This is a genomic window from Streptomyces sp. NPDC005963 (assembly GCF_040638655.1).
Taxonomy (GTDB): domain Bacteria; phylum Actinomycetota; class Actinomycetes; order Streptomycetales; family Streptomycetaceae; genus Streptomyces.
Window position 1 is genome coordinate 747,542 of record NZ_JBEXVD010000001.1, and the last position, 14,035, is coordinate 761,576.

The following is a 14,035-nucleotide window of genomic DNA, read 5'->3' on the forward strand; positions in this document are numbered from 1 at the left end:
CATCCTTGACAGCTATAGGAGCATCGGCAAAGTCGAGCGCTTCAACCGCAACCCTCCTCGACGAGTGGGCCGAACAACGTCCCTACCACTCGAACCGCGAGCGGACCCAAGCGTGAAGGCCTGTGGAAACCTTCATCACCTGGTCCAGGCTGGACAGCGCCATCTGTAGAGAGGAAGGCAAGGCCGCCAGTAAACGATGCACCTTCTCGGTCCGCGTTCCCGTCGGTGTCCGGAGTGGGCAGGAGATCCGACTCAGAGAACCTGGCGCGGCGCTACTGTGTTCAGATCTTCATTCAAGGGAGTCTCCATGCGTCCTCTGTTACTCCGTCTGGCCATCGTTCTTTCCCTAGTCCCCCTTGCTGCGTGCAGCGACAGCTCGCCTGCCAGCGATGCGGTGTCATCCGCGCGTAAGTCTCCGGTCGCCAGCACACCACACCCTGCCAATACCCCGACTCTCTCCGCGGATGACCAGGTCAAGCTCGTCGCATGGTTCGAGGAGGGTCGTCACAAGCAGGGGATGGGCGTCCTCGACCGCGATCTCGGCAACTTCAAGCGCAGCGTGGCCATTGCCCCCAGCACGCCTGCCGACTTCAGGAATGTCCATTCGGCCTGCAGAGACCTTGACCATGACCTCAGTATCATCAAGGATTTTGAGCCGATTCCCGACCCGCCCACCCAGGCACTGTGGTCCTCGGCGCTCACGAACCTGCGGCAGGGCGCGACCCAGTGCCTCACCGGTTCCACCGCCAACGATGCCACCCAGGTCACCAAGGCCAAGATCGCCCTCATGAAGGGTGACACCGACTACTCGGCTGTCATGGCCCGGCTGGGCAAGGCTCTTGGCGTCACCCCCACCCCCACATCCAGCTGAAGCCTCCTCCCTCTGCGCTTTGGCCCGCCTCCAGCAGACCGTGGTGCAGCCGACCCCCGGCGGGTATCCGATGGTCCAGGCCGACAAGGAGGACGGCGAGGATCTTCGGGCTGCTCAAGCTCGATGTGCTGGGGGTGCGGATGCAGTCCGCGATAGCGCACGCCGTCGCCGAGGTCCACCGGTCAACTGATGCTCAGCTTCTGCCTGGACCTTTCCTTCGACCACCTCACTGAGAAGCTCAACGAGGTCGTGACGGAGCACATGGATAGCGTCTTCCGCCACCCCGGAGAATTGAATTCGGCAGAGGATCATATGACCCAGTGGCTGGCAGCGATCCGGGATGCAGCAGGGAGGTAGCGCCGCCGATCAGGAGCTCCTGCGGCGATCTACACAGAGCGGTTGACGGCTCATGCCGGCATGGCTTCGTTGGGCGCGGGACGGGCAGCAACTTCACTGTATCCATCCGCTTAGAGTGGCTTCCATGAGTGATCGTCGCGGACCACGGGAAGTCTCGCCGGTGCTGTTGGGTGCGGGTGGAGGTGAGGGCGACTGGCTGCCTGTCACCGCGGGTGAGTCGGGAGCCGCCGTCTTCCGCAGCGCGGACGGTACCCGGTACGCCAAGTGCGTAGTGGCAGCGGAAGCTGCTGGCCTGGAGGCCGAGCGCGACCGGGTCGCGTGGCTCAGCGATCAGGGCGTCCCCGGGCAACGGGTGCTCGGCTGGCGCTCCGGCGACGCGGGGGCCTGCCTGGTGACCAGTGCCGTCGGCGGCGTACCCGCCGACCAGGTGTCCGCCGCGGACCTACGAGCCGCCTGGGGACGCATCACGGACGCGGTCCGCGGGCTGCATGACGTGCCCGTACAGCGGTGCCCGTTCAGCCGGGACCTGGACGCGATGGTCACCACAGCGCGCGACGTTGTGACCCGTGGCACGGTGAACCCGGAGTTCCTCCCTGTCGAGCAGCAGCACACGCCGGCCACGGAGCTGCTGGCCCGCCTCGTCCCGCAGGTCACGCGGCGACGGGAACAGGAGGCTGCCGACACGGTCGTCTGCCACGGAGACCTGTGCCTGCCCAACGTCATCCTCGACCCGCAGACCCTGGATGTGGCGGGTTTCATCGATCTGGGCCGCCTCGGCCGAGCCGACCGCTACGCCGACCTGGCCCTGCTGCTCGCCAACGCGCGGGAGACATGGCCGGACGAAGAGCGGGCACAGGACGCGGACACGGCGTTCGCCGAGGGGTACGGCATCTCCCTCGACCACGACCGCCTGCGCTTCTACCTCCACCTCGACCCGCTCACTTGGGGCTGAGCGGCGGTCAGCCCGCCCAGTCCCAGTCGCCATCCCACCGCTGCCCCGACCGCGATCGCCGGGCCGGAATCGGCAGGCACGGCAGCTCGGCAACACGGTGTTCAGCAAAGGCCCCTCGGCAATGCGGCTGGACGCCGGCCGGTCAGGCCGCAATCGGCAGTGGGGAGGGGACAGCAGCGGTTGGCCGCGTTGATTTCCTGGTGGGTTTGCGGGTGAGGCGGCGGGTCAGCAGGGTGATAGATGCCCAGGTGATGAGTGGCGTGCGGTCGTTCGTGGTCACGGCAGGGACGGCGGGCCCGCATGATCCACGACAGCGAGCGTTCCACCGCCCAACGGCGGGGCAAGCCGAAGAGGCCTTCGGTGTCGGTGGCCGGCGCACGGTGGGCGCCTCGCGGCGGGTGGGGGCCTCAGCCCGGGCCGCCGTCCAGCTGAGAGTATGCCGAGGCGCCTGGGTTCCCCCGGCCGCGGGACCGGGCCGTCGCACAGCCCCGGGCACGACCGGTTCGCTCCTCCGTGGGGGGGCGCCCTGGGGTGTCCAGGGGTACGGGTGCCGCCCTGACCGACACGGACGGACCGGGACGAACCGCGCGGCGGGGGTTAGCGGTGGCGGTCGAGCAGGTTGACCGCCGTGTCGAACGCGGAGTCCCGGTCCGCGGCGGTGACGCTCCCAACCAAGGCATCACCGCCGCCGGACAGTGCATGTACGAAATTGCCCACACGGTTGTTTCTGCACTTGGCTGCTCGCCGGCGTTGGGTTTTGTCCACTCCGGCAACGAACGCTCCTTCGTCGTGGACGTGGCCGACCTCTACAAGACCGACGTCGCGATCCCAGCAGCTTTCGATGCTGCTGCCGAGGGCGAAGAAGACGTAGCCTCGCGCACCCGCCGGGCCCTGCGAGACCGAATCAACGAAACGGGCCTGCTGAACCGCTGCGTACGTGACATCAAACAGCTCCTCTCCTACGACGGCACCCGCGAAGCGATAGAGGTTCGGGGTCAGATGATCCTGCAGTCCGACAGTGGTCTACACGTCCCGAGTGGCCGCAACTACGGGGACGAGCCCATCTGGTGATCGTCATCATCCTCGCCAACTGCCCGTCAGGACTGCGTGGCTTACTCACCCGCTGGCTCCTTGAGATCTCTCCCGGCGTCTTCGTGGGCACCCCATCAGCGCGTGTACGCGACGTTCTCTGGGCGGAAGTTCGTGAGTACGTCAACCAAGGCCGTGCCCTCCTGGTACACCAGACTGACAACGGGCAAGGCTTCACCTTCCAGACCCACGACCATGCTTGGCACCCCACCGACCATGAGGGCCTCACCTTGATCCAACGTCCAAACCTCGCAGCACCACAGGAAGGAGCCCGGGAGCCCGTATCACTCAGAAACCCCGCTCAGGTTGGAGCAACGCTGCCAAGCGGCGGAGATTCGGGGGACGGTAGAGATGACTCATGAATCATTCGACCCAGAAGATTGCCATATGACCGCTAGGTCGCAATCTGCAGTAGTGAGTAAAAACAGGCTCTGCCCAACATAGAACCACAGGTGGGCAAGTGTGGTCCCCGCGCATGCGGGGGTGTTCCCACGACGGCAAACCGGGCCTATCGCGCTCTGAAGTGGTCCCCGCGCATGCGGGGATGTTCCCAGCCCGCTATGCCCAGCCCGCGGGGAGGCTCGGTGGTCCCCGCGCATGCGGGGATGTTCCCCCCAACTCCGGTGCCTCCGATGGCGGGAACACGTGGTCCCCGCGCATGCGGGGATGTTCCCGGGCCGACGTTTGGTGACCTGGGGGGCTCCTCGTGGTCCCCGCGCATGCGGGGATGCTCCCTGCATGACCGGCGTCTACTCGCGGATTGGTAAAGATCCCAGGCAGGTCATTCATCCAACTTTAGGAAGAGTCCGAAGAGACGAATACGTCGCTCATGTCCTTTTCATAGACGCAACGGAAGTTGCCACCCTGAGGCGCCTGCAGCCGAAGCGCACAAATCCCCCTACAGTGCCGCCTGCCCCCGAAGGATGTGACTTCTCCCCCAGCCTGGAGGGCTGCCTCGGGCCCACACCCGACCCGCCAGAAAGATGTCACCCCCACCGGACACCGCCGAGCCGCCATAACCACCACTGTCCTGAGCGCCCTCGTCGCAACCCTGTATCGCTGTTCCCCGCCCCTGAGCCCCCAGCCCAACCAGCAAATGAGGCCACATGAATGCGTACGGCCGGCGCAACATACCGACGGTTCCACGGTTCGCGAAATCGGGAACCGCCGGACTATTGATTCCTCCACCGCCACGTCCTGTCCAACCACGCCGACACGGGACATCGCACCGCCACAGACATCCGCCCCGCCCAGGGGCACGCCCCATTGCCGCATGCCAGCCGCGCCCTCCCTATGCCGCGGCGTAGCCGAGGACAAACAGGTCCCGGGCCCGCTCCAGTTCGCGCTCGGTGCGCAACTGCACCTCCAGGTCGCCAGTTCCGTGATGGCCAACCTCAGTCACATCCCGGGTGAAGTCGGGCACGAGGTCCACCTCCTTCGAATGCAGCCTCACGTAGACGAGAACCTTCGTCTGCTGCGCCGGCGGGACACAAGCGACGTTCCGCAGCCACCGGTAGGGGGTGTACTGCTTCTGCCCGCACCGCCACATCGCCCCCAGCCCGAGCAGCACCTCGCCCAGCACCGCGGACAGATCCGCCATCGTCCCCTCGGCCGCACCACGGCCCGGCGACATCCCTGGCTTGGAACCCGCACCCCGCGTGGCGGGGCGTGCCGACGTGCCCCGAAACGGGCGACCGTCTCCAGGGCGATGTGGTCGTCGCCGTAGAGCCGGTAGCGGACCAGATCGATACTGCGCCGATGCTCACGCACAGCGTGCACGTCGTAGCGGGTTAAAACCACCAACCACACAGATGACGCGGGGCGCGCTCCACAAGATCTGCCCGGCGGCCTCGGAGCCGAGCCGGTCGCGCACCAGGCGTTAAAACTCCGCTTTGTGGTCCATCAGCCAGGCCAGGTAGAACAGGCCTTGGTGGATGACACCTGCGTCCGTCGCCCGCTTGTACTCGACAATCACCGGCGCACCGTTCTCGTCCAAGCCGAGCGAGTCGATCCGACCGCCGTGAACCGGCCCGGTGCTGTACTCGCTCGGCAGGAACCGGACCCCCAGCATGATCTCCAATGGGCCTCGACCAGGCCCTGCATACCCGCCTCGACATCCGCCAGACGCGGCATGACCTCAGTCATGCCGCGCTTCGTGCTGAACAGCCTCAGCCCCATCGCCCCCATCTCAAGATCGCTTCAGGGCCCAACCCGTCCGGCATGAGGACTATTTCGCCGAGGCTTTCGCCCTTACACCCCAACGGGCGAAGTCCACTACGCAGAGTGACATCCCTACTGGACCGACTGCAACATCAGGCTCCGGAACCCTAACTACCCCTCCTGCCTCCTGACACTCGCATGACGCTCAGGCCCCAAAATCTTCCGCGAGAGACGACACTAAATGACCTCTGACCTGCTACTTCCCCCAGCACCGTCGGTGTCGATCTCTTCCCGATGACGCACCATGTGGAGTGCACGGCCGTGTCGAACTGCCTTGTAGAGCGCCCAATCACACATTCCGAAGTACAGGGTTGGCAACACGCCGAGGAGACCCGACCTTCGCTGATCGAGGGCGAGGGGCCAATCAGTGACTCCGGGATCGGGTTCGGCATGGTCGAACAGCCGAGTCGCACGCGAGGAGTCTCCTCACAGAGGCGCGGCCCCACGAATGCCACGCCAGTGAAACGAGCCCAATGTCTCGGGACGCGTCAAGCTGCGGCAGGACGCCCCGCGCCCTTCTCCCCCACAGTCAAGGTCCGCCCCTCGGCTCTCGACCAGCACCCAGGACGAGCCTCCGCAACCCGAACGGCGTGCGCCGGACAGAAGCAACGCTGCTCGCACAACAGGCCGGGGATCATTGTCAGATACATACAAGAAACACCCTCCACCCTTGTACCTCAGCTCCACCTCAGAGCCCCCGCCCCATCACGAGGTCAGCATCATCCGACAGCCATCGCATCTGCAAACGCCTAGCCAACTCCTGGACCAGCCCGTGCGAGCCGATACTTCGACTGACGAATCGTCAGCAAAGTCAGCATGAGGTCAGCAAGAGTCCGCCCAGAGGTGCCCACAGCCGCCCACAGACGGGAATCCTCGCCAGCCCGGGGACCCCCGCTCAGAGCCAGCCAGGCACCACCGGGCCAGGCGTTCCGCGCACAAAAAAATGATGCCGCCGGCCGAATCAGCCAGCGGCATCGAAAGGCAGCATCACCGCAGGTCAGCGCACCCTTCCCCGGGCCTTCAAGGGCAGTGGGGGCAACTCCGGAGCGGGTAGCGGACCCCCGTCGTAACCCTTCACCTCACCGAAGCGGGAGCCCTCCATCCAGTCCTTGCGGGCGGTCTCGATCTCCGACTGTGTACGTCCGACAAAGTTCCACCACATGATCAGCTCTTCCTCGAACGGCTCTCCGCCGAGCAGCATCAGGCCGGCGTCCGATTCGGCCAGGAGGGGGAGTTCGCGGCGACCGCATCCGAGGTAGAGCATGGATCCCGGGGTGAGCGGTACGCCGTCCACCCGGACCTGGCCCGACATGGCGAGTACCGCGTACTCGAAGTCCGGGTTCAGCGGTAGGTCGAGGCGGGCGCCGTCGGTGAGGGTGAGGTCGGCGCCGACGATCGGGGTGTAGGTGGTGCCGGGTGAGGCGGCGCCGTCGATGTCGCCGAGGATGACGGTGGCCGTGAGGCCGGGTGCCGTGATCTGTGGGAGGGCCGTGTGGTGCTGGAAGTGGGGCTCCACGTGCCGGTGGGCATCGGGGAGGGCCACCCACAGTTGTGCGCCGTGGAGAACGCGCGCGTGGGAGCGGGGGCTCTCCTCCGAGTGGCTGATCGCCCGGCCCGAGGTCATCAGACCGAGTTCGCGCGGGCGGATGGTGGCGAGGCTGCCCGTGCTGTCCCGGTGGAGCACCTCCCCCTCGTGGAGCCAGCTGACGGTTTGGAGGCCCATGTGCGGATGGGGCGGGACCTGCATTCCGGGTTCGTCCGCGATGTCGTCGGGACCGTAGTGGTCGACGAAGGCCCAGGCGCCGACCATGCGGCGGCCGAGGTTGGGCAGCAGCCTGCGGACCTCGGTGGATTCACCCAGGGCTACCCGACGCGGGCTGAGGAGTTCGCGTACGGGCTCGGCGACGACGAACCCGCGACCGCCGCAGACGGAGGGGGCGGCCTGACGATCGAGATTGCTCATGACGCTCAACCTATTCCTGTGCGTGCGGGGAGGATCAAACCCTCCACAACAGTAGTGGAATATTCAACTGACCTGATTCCGTTGACGCCGTCGACAGCAACAGCACCAGACTCCGAGGAGTGAGGAACCAGTGAGCGAGACCTACTACGAGTTCGGCACCGCCGCCGAGCGGTGGGACCGTGCGCAGATGTTCTTCGACGCCAAGGAGTACCAGACCGCGGCACGGATCGTGCGCGGCCTGATCGACGAGGCGCCCGGACAGGTCGCCCAGCGGTTGCTGCTCGCGCGTTCGTACTACCACTCGGCCCAGTTGTCCCGGGCCGAGACGGAGCTGAGGGCCGTCTTGGAGCTCGACCCGGTGGAGCACTACGCCCGGCTGATGCTCGGGCGCACCCTGGAGCGTCAGGGCCGGGCCGATGAGGCGGCTCCCCATCTGCGGATGGCCGCCGCCATGGCCGGTGAGGGCTTCGACCCCGCGGACTGAGGGCCGGCACCCCCGGGTCTGGAGAACAGCCCGGGGAACCGTCCGGAGCACCATCTGGGGTTTAAGGAACGATCGTTCTTGACTGATCGTTCCTTAAACCCCTATGGTCGTTGTCATGGGACGCCCCAGAGGATTCGACGAAACCGAAGTGGTGCGGTCGGCGGCCGAGCTGTTCTCACAGCGGTCGTACGACGGCATCTCCATCGACGACCTGGTCACCCAGCTGGGGCTGCACCGCAACAGTCTGTACAAGACCTTCGGCAGCAAGCGGGGTCTGTATCTGACCGCACTGCGCTGGTCCCTGGAGCACCAGGTGGCCCCGCTGATCGACCGACTGTCCGCGGCTCGCGGCACGCCCGAGGGCGTGCGCGACGCGCTCGACACCGCCGTGAGCGGGTCCGGGCTCGATCTGCTCCTGCTGGCCGCGATCGAGCGGGCACCGGTGGACGACGAGGTAGCCGCTCTGGTGGGCGGTGCCTTCGCCGCGCTGGACACGGCCGCAGCACCGACTACCCGGCAGGAGGACGCGTCCGCTCCGGCGCTCGCGGTCGCCCTCACCGGTCTGCTCCTCGGCTTGCGCATCCGTACCAGGTCCACCGGTCCGCAGACCGGCCGAGCGGCCGACGAGGTCCGGGCCGCGTTGGTGCAGCACCTGACCCCTCACCCCTGACCCCACCCACCCCTTCGTTCCAAGGAGCACCGATGGCCCGTGTCAGCATCGAAGACGGCCGACTGATCGTGGAGATGGAAGGACTCGGGAAGGTCTGGGCGCTCAAGAGCCGGCTCGTCATCCCGCTGGAGCACGTTCGCGGCGCGACCGCCGACCCGGGGATCGTCAAGGAGCCCAAGGGGCTGCGGGCGCCCGGCACCCACTTCCCCGGTGTGATCACTTCGGGCACCTTTCACGGCAAGGACGGCAAGGTGTTCTGGGACGTCCGTGACGCCGCGAGGGCCGTGGTGATCGAGTTGGTCGACGAGCCCTATGCGCGTCTGGTCGTCGAGGTCCAAGACCCCCGCTCCACGGTGGCCCTGGTGGAAGGGGCCATTCCCGCCCGCTGACGCGAAGGAACGCCGCCGGTGCAAAGGGCGGGTCGGCCCCTCGTACGCGTCGGATCGACGGGGCTGTCAGCGGCTGGCTGCCGGCAGCCTGGGCACGCTCGCCACCAGCCGGGCCGTGTAGGGGTGTCGTGGTGTGACCAGTACGTCCGCGGTGGCGCCCTGCTCGACGATGCGGCCGTTCTCCAGGACCGCCGTGCGCTCGCAGAGCGAGGCGACCACCGACAGGTCGTGGGAGACCATCACCATCGTCAGTCCGTGATCCCGCTTGAGTTCGTTGAGCAGGTCGACGACCTTCACCCTGGTCGTCACGTCGAGGGCGCTGACCGGCTCATCGGCGAGCAGTACCCGTGGGCCGCACACGGTCGCCCGGGCGATCGCGATGCGCTGCCGCTGCCCACCGGAGAACTCATGGGGGTAGCGCTCGGCGGCGTCGGCCGACAGCCCGACGCGTTCCAGCGCGGCGGCCACCTTGGGCCCGGCCGTGGCGCGCGTGTCCAGTCCGAGCGAACGCAGTGGTTCGGAGACGATGTGCCCGACGCGTCGACGCGGGTCGAGCGATGAGTAGGGGTCCTGGAAGACGCACTGCACACTGCGTCGGAACCGTCGCATCAGTTCGCGGTCGCGGAGCCTGAGCTCGTCGCCGTCGAACCGGACGGCTCCGGCGGTGGGGCTCGTGAGTCCGAGGAGCAGCCGCAGGAGGGTCGTTTTCCCCGCGCCGGATTCTCCGACGAGGGCGAGGCTCTGCCCCTGTTCGACGGTGAGGGCGATGTTCTGGACGACGGGCGCGGTGCGTCCTCGGTAGGTGAAGGAGACGTCGTCCAACTCCAGTACGGGGGTCATCGTCCGTTCCTCGGGTCGAGTGCCGATTCCAGCTGGCGCGCGCTGTCCACCAGGGCCTTGGTGTAGGGCTCGCGGGGAGTGCTGACGATCTCGGCCACGGTCCCCTCTTCCACGGCCCGCCCGTCCTTCAGTACGAGGACGCGTTCGGCGATCTCGGCGACCACCGCGAGGTCGTGGCTGACGAACAGGACGGCCATCTCCCGTTCGCGCACCAGTGTGTCCAGCAGGGTCAGCAGTTCGGACTGGACCGTCACGTCGAGGGCCGTGGTGGGTTCGTCGGCGATGAGGAGTCGGGGGTCACAGGCCAGGGCCATGGCGAGGGCGACCCGTTGGCGTTGGCCGCCTGAGATCTCGTGCGGGAACGCACGGCTGATCCGCTGCGGATCGGGGAGCCGTACCTGCTCCAGGGCGGCGGTGACCGCGTGTTGGAGCTCGGTGCCCTTGAGGCCGTGCCGCCGGGCGAGCGGGCCTGCGAGCTGTCGGCCGACGCGCATCAGAGGGTCGAGCGCGGTCAGGGGCTCCTGGAAGACGATGGCCGCGTCCCTGCCCCGTACGCGCCGCAGGTTCCGTTCGCGGGCGCCGATGACCTGGGTACCGGCCAGGGTGATGCTGCCGCTCGTGGTCATGCCGTCGGGCAGCAGACCGAGGGTCGCGAGCGAGGTGAGGGACTTGCCCGAGCCGGATTCGCCGATGAGGCCGAGCCGTTGTCCCGGCTCGATGCTCAGTGAGAGGCGGTCGACCAGGGTGCGCCCGTCCGCGGTGCGGATCGTCAGGTCGCGGATGTCGAGGATGCTCATGCGCGCCTGCTCTTGGTGGCCGGGTCGAGGGTGTCCCTCAGCCCGTCGGCGATGAGGTTGACGCCGATGACCAGGAGGACGAGGAGGATGCCCGGGGCGAGTGCGCCGGCGGGTGCGGTGGTGAAGGTTGCCTGTGCTTCTTGCAGCATCCGCCCCCAGGACGCGTGGGGCGGCGGGGCACCGAGGCCCAGATAGGAGAGACCGGCTTCGGCGAGCACCGCGAGCCCGAACTGGAGGGCCAGGTTCACGATGAGCGTGGGCCAGATGTTGGGGAGCACGTGTCCGGCCACGATGCGGATCCAGGAGGTGCCCGAGGTCCGTGCGGCGGTGATGTAGTCGAGGGCGAGGACCCGTTTGACGAGGATGCGGACCAGCCGGGCGACGATCGCGCTCTGGGCGAGTCCGATGGCCAGTACGGCGGAGCTGAGCGTGGCCGAGCGGGCGGCGACGATCAGCATCGCGAGGAGCAGGGTGGGGAATGCGATGAGGATGTCGAGGAAGGCGGAGACCGTGTCGTCGAGCCAGCCCTCGGCGAACGCGGCGAGCACCCCGAGGGTGACGCCGATGGTGGCGGCGATCAGGACCGATCCCAGGCCGGCTTGGACCGCGATCCGGGAGCCGTTCATCACCTGGGTGAACAGGTCGCGACCGAGTTTGTCGGTGCCGAGGACGTGGTCCGCTCCGGGCGCGGTGAGCCGTCCGCCGGAGGTGTCGTCCAGGGCGTAGGGGAGCCAGACGTACGAGACCAGGGCGAGGAGGGCGATCAGCCCGGCCAGGGTGCAGCCGGTGATCAGGGTGTACGACCTGGCGGCTGATCGTTTCCGCGGGCCGGCGGGGGGTGTGGGACTGGGGATTCCCACGGGCGTGACGGAAGGGGTTCGGGTGGTCATCGGGTGCCTCCCGACAGTCCGGTGCGCAGCCGTGGGTCGATGATCCGTTGGACGAGGTCGGCGGCGAATCCGATGAGGAGGACGGCGAGCGTGGAGACGAACAGGATTCCCTGGATCACCGGATAGTCGTGCTGGCTGATGCCGGTCGCGAGCATCGAGCCGAGCCCTGGCAGCGCGAACACCGACTCGACGACGACCGCTCCAAGGAGGGTGGAGGCGAGTTCGATCCCGAGGATGGAGATCACGGGCACCGAGGCGTTGCGCAGGCCGTGTCGCCACATGGCCCCGCCGAAGGAGGACCCGAGGGCGCGGGCGGTTCTGAGGTAGTCGCTGCCCAGGACGTCGAGCGTGGCGGACCGTACGTAGCGGATCAGGGATGCGCTCATCACGAGGGCGATGGTGACGACGGGCAGGACCAGTGAGCGGATCGCTTCGCCCGGTTGGGCCCAGCCGTCGGGCGGGAAGCTGCCGGCGGGGAGCCAGCGGGCGTTGAGGGCGAACACCGCGATCAGGATCATGCCGAGCCAGAACACCGGGATCGCGATGCCCAACTGCGACACTCCGCTGAGGAGGGCGCCGTACCAGGTGCGACGGCGGTGTGCGGCGATGAAGCCGGCGGGGACGGCGATGAGCACGGCGAGCACGAAGGCGGCCAGGGTCAGCGGGACGGTCACGTTGAGCCGTGCGCTGATCTCGGGTTGGACCGGCAGCGAGCTGATGAAGGAGTTGCCGAGGTCGCCGCGGACGAGCTGCCCGATCCAGTGGACGAACTGTTCGGGCAGTGGCCGGTCCGAACCGATCGACTCCCTGGCTGCTGCGATCTGCTCCTGGGACGCGCCCACCGAGGTGAGCGCGTTGGCAGGGTCTCCGGGCAACATGCGCAAGAGGACGAACAGGACGACGCTCGCCAACGCCAGGGACACCAGCAGGAAGGCGAAGCGGCGCAGGAGGTAGCACGCCATCAGCCCTTCTTGATGTCGTAGGCGTAGAACTGCGAGTTCAGGCCGTTGAGCGGGTAGCCGGACAGCTTGCTGTTGGCGACCACGATCTGCGGGTAGAGGTACAGCCACTCGCTGGCGGCGTCCTCGGCGGTCTTGCGGTTGACCTTCTTCAGGAGTTCCGTCTGCTCGGCCGCGGTGGAGGACTGTTCGGCCTGCTCGACCCACTGGGTGACCTGCGGGTCGTTGTAGCCCCAGTAGAAGTCGGGGTTGCCGTACCAGACCAGGTCGCGGTCGTTGACGTGCTCCTGGAGGGTGGCTTCGAAGCCGCGGTTCTTGTAGACCTTGGTGTACCACTCGTCCGGGGTGATCGTATTGATCTTGACGGTGATGCCGACCTTGGCGAGCTGCGACTTGATGAAGGTGGCAGCGGTGGGGTGCGGGTCGTAGTTGGGGGTGTCCAGGGTGAAGCTGAAGCCCTTGGGGTATCCGGCCTCGGTGAGCAGGGTCTTGGCACGCTCGGTGTCATAGGTGTCGATCGCGGTGAGGTCCTCGTACCACGGGTCGGTGGGAGGGACCATCGAGCCGATCAGCTTGCCGTGGCCGCCCCAGACGGACTCCAGCAGCTTCTTGTCGTCGATGGCGGCGGACACGGCCTGGCGCACCTTGACGTCGGTGAAGGGCTTGACCTTGTCGTTGAAGGCCAGCAGGAGCTTGGTGGTCGAGTTGCCCTCGTTGACCTTGTAGCTCGGGTTGTTCTCGAACTGGTCGAGCGCATCCGGGGACTGCTCGCTGGTGACCACGTCGACGGCGTTGGTCAGCAGTGCGTTGTTGAGTGCGGTGGCGTCCTTGAAGTAGCGGAAGACGACCTGCTTGTTGGTGGCCGCCTCGCCCCAGTAGTCGGCGAAGCGGTTCAGGCTGAGTGCGGACCCACGGGTCCACTTGCCGAGTTGGTAGGGGCCGGTGCCGTCCTCGCTCGTCTTGAGGTCCTTCGCCTCGGAGTTGATGACCCAGACGTAGGACAGGTTGTAGACGAAGGAGATGGACTTCTGTGCGAGGGTGACCTGAACGGTCTTCGGGTCGGGCGTCGCGATGGACTTGATGACTTCGAGGTTGCTCTTGCGCGCGGACTGGGAGTCCTTCGCGGTCACCTTCTCCAGGCTGTACTTGACGTCCTGGCTGGTGAGCTTCTTGCCGCTGTGGAAGGTCACGTTGTCGCGCAGGGTGAAGGTGTAGGTGAGCCCGTCGGGGCTGACCTGGTGGGACTGGGCGAGGAGCGGTTCGACCTTGCCGCCGTCGGTGAGTCTGAACAGCCCTTCGTACACATTGCCGTTGAGGGCTTCGGTGACGCCCTGGCCGCCGCCTGCGGTGTTGTCGAGGTTCTGCGGTTCGTAGAGGGAGCCGATGTTGACGGTGGCGTCGGCGTCGTGTCCGCCGCCCGATGCACTGCCGGTGGTGGTGGTGCCGCAGGCGCTGAGGGTCAGGGCGAGCGTGGCTGCCGTGGCGGTGGCGTACAGGGCTGACTTCTTGATGCTCATGACAGTGAGGGGCGCTTTCGTGCGGCGATGCGGATGG

General features: G+C 67.1%; 13 protein-coding genes, 3 pseudogenes and 1 CRISPR repeat array. Of the genes and pseudogenes, 7 read left to right on the top strand and 9 right to left on the bottom strand.

Annotated features, from left to right (window positions below):
• Nucleotides 1-307 precede the first annotated feature (307 nt).
• Both ABZ348_RS03055 and ABZ348_RS03060 read left to right on the top strand, forming a co-directional pair.
• Nucleotides 308-871, top strand: a complete 564-nt coding sequence (locus tag ABZ348_RS03055; RefSeq protein WP_358928691.1) for a hypothetical protein — start codon at nt 308-310, stop codon at nt 869-871.
• A 481-nt stretch (nt 872-1,352) separates the two neighbouring features.
• On the top strand, nt 1,353-2,180 hold the full coding sequence (locus tag ABZ348_RS03060) for an APH(3'') family aminoglycoside O-phosphotransferase (RefSeq protein ID WP_358928693.1): 828 nt from the start codon (nt 1,353-1,355) through the stop codon (nt 2,178-2,180).
• A gap of 142 nt (nt 2,181-2,322) precedes the next feature.
• Here ABZ348_RS03060 and ABZ348_RS03065 read toward each other — a convergent pair.
• Nucleotides 2,323-2,562: pseudogene (locus ABZ348_RS03065) on the bottom strand (IS5/IS1182 family transposase); the annotation flags it as partial.
• A gap of 275 nt (nt 2,563-2,837) precedes the next feature.
• Between ABZ348_RS03065 and ABZ348_RS03070 the strand changes: the two are divergent.
• Together ABZ348_RS03070 and cas2e are read left to right on the top strand one after the other, a co-directional pair.
• A pseudogene (locus tag ABZ348_RS03070) lies at nt 2,838-3,251 on the top strand (type I-E CRISPR-associated endonuclease Cas1); the annotation flags it as partial.
• Nucleotides 3,248-3,618: pseudogene (gene cas2e / locus ABZ348_RS03075) on the top strand (type I-E CRISPR-associated endoribonuclease Cas2e). The pseudogenes ABZ348_RS03070 and cas2e, both read left to right, overlap by 4 nt.
• A gap of 113 nt (nt 3,619-3,731) precedes the next feature.
• A CRISPR array of direct repeats spans nt 3,732-4,004; the repeat unit is 29 nt; unit sequence GTGGTCCCCGCGCATGCGGGGATGTTCCC.
• A gap of 556 nt (nt 4,005-4,560) precedes the next feature.
• Here cas2e and ABZ348_RS03080 read toward each other — a convergent pair.
• The 3 genes from ABZ348_RS03080 to ABZ348_RS03090 form a co-directional block, all read right to left on the bottom strand.
• Nucleotides 4,561-4,869 carry a hypothetical protein gene (locus ABZ348_RS03080; protein WP_358928695.1) on the bottom strand — a complete coding sequence of 103 codons (309 nt, stop codon included), beginning with the start codon at nt 4,867-4,869 and terminating at the stop codon, nt 4,561-4,563.
• 279 nt (nt 4,870-5,148) lie between these two features.
• Complete coding sequence (locus tag ABZ348_RS03085; RefSeq protein ID WP_358928697.1) at nt 5,149-5,349, bottom strand: hypothetical protein; 201 nt, start codon at nt 5,347-5,349, stop codon at nt 5,149-5,151.
• 1,137 nt (nt 5,350-6,486) lie between these two features.
• Entirely contained in the window at nt 6,487-7,452 is a 966-nt protein-coding gene (locus tag ABZ348_RS03090; protein ID WP_358928699.1) for a pirin family protein, read from the bottom strand.
• Nucleotides 7,453-7,582: 130 nt separating this feature from the next.
• Between ABZ348_RS03090 and ABZ348_RS03095 the strand changes: the two genes are divergently transcribed.
• The 3 genes from ABZ348_RS03095 (at nt 7,583) to ABZ348_RS03105 (ending at nt 8,995) form a co-directional block, all read left to right on the top strand.
• Nucleotides 7,583-7,936: a tetratricopeptide repeat protein gene (locus ABZ348_RS03095; protein WP_358928701.1), complete on the top strand. Its 354-nt coding sequence runs from the start codon at nt 7,583-7,585 to the stop codon at nt 7,934-7,936.
• A gap of 115 nt (nt 7,937-8,051) precedes the next feature.
• Complete coding sequence (locus tag ABZ348_RS03100; protein WP_358928703.1) at nt 8,052-8,606, top strand: TetR/AcrR family transcriptional regulator; 555 nt, start codon at nt 8,052-8,054, stop codon at nt 8,604-8,606.
• Nucleotides 8,607-8,638: 32 nt separating this feature from the next.
• Entirely contained in the window at nt 8,639-8,995 is a 357-nt protein-coding gene (locus tag ABZ348_RS03105; protein ID WP_358928705.1) for a hypothetical protein, read from the top strand.
• Nucleotides 8,996-9,061: 66 nt separating this feature from the next.
• On the opposite strand, the gene ABZ348_RS03110 is transcribed toward ABZ348_RS03105, so the two are convergent.
• The 5 genes from ABZ348_RS03110 to ABZ348_RS03130 are packed head-to-tail and all read right to left on the bottom strand — an operon-like array spanning nt 9,062 to nt 13,998.
• The gene (locus tag ABZ348_RS03110; RefSeq protein ID WP_358928707.1) at nt 9,062-9,835 is read right to left on the bottom strand and encodes an ABC transporter ATP-binding protein; all 774 of its coding nucleotides are present in this window, start codon (nt 9,833-9,835) and stop codon (nt 9,062-9,064) included.
• Nucleotides 9,832-10,632: an ABC transporter ATP-binding protein gene (locus ABZ348_RS03115; RefSeq protein ID WP_358928709.1), complete on the bottom strand. Its 801-nt coding sequence runs from the start codon at nt 10,630-10,632 to the stop codon at nt 9,832-9,834. The genes ABZ348_RS03110 and ABZ348_RS03115 overlap by 4 nt, the downstream gene beginning before the upstream one ends.
• The gene (locus tag ABZ348_RS03120; protein ID WP_358928711.1) at nt 10,629-11,522 is read right to left on the bottom strand and encodes an ABC transporter permease; all 894 of its coding nucleotides are present in this window, start codon (nt 11,520-11,522) and stop codon (nt 10,629-10,631) included. Before ABZ348_RS03120 ends, ABZ348_RS03115 begins: the two co-directional genes overlap by 4 nt.
• A complete protein-coding gene (locus ABZ348_RS03125) occupies nt 11,519-12,484 on the bottom strand; it encodes an ABC transporter permease (RefSeq protein ID WP_358928713.1) in 966 nt (321 codons plus the stop codon). Before ABZ348_RS03125 ends, ABZ348_RS03120 begins: the two co-directional genes overlap by 4 nt.
• Nucleotides 12,484-13,998: an ABC transporter substrate-binding protein gene (locus ABZ348_RS03130; protein WP_358928715.1), complete on the bottom strand. Its 1,515-nt coding sequence runs from the start codon at nt 13,996-13,998 to the stop codon at nt 12,484-12,486. The genes ABZ348_RS03125 and ABZ348_RS03130 overlap by 1 nt, the downstream gene beginning before the upstream one ends.
• Nucleotides 13,999-14,035: the final 37 nt, after the last annotated feature.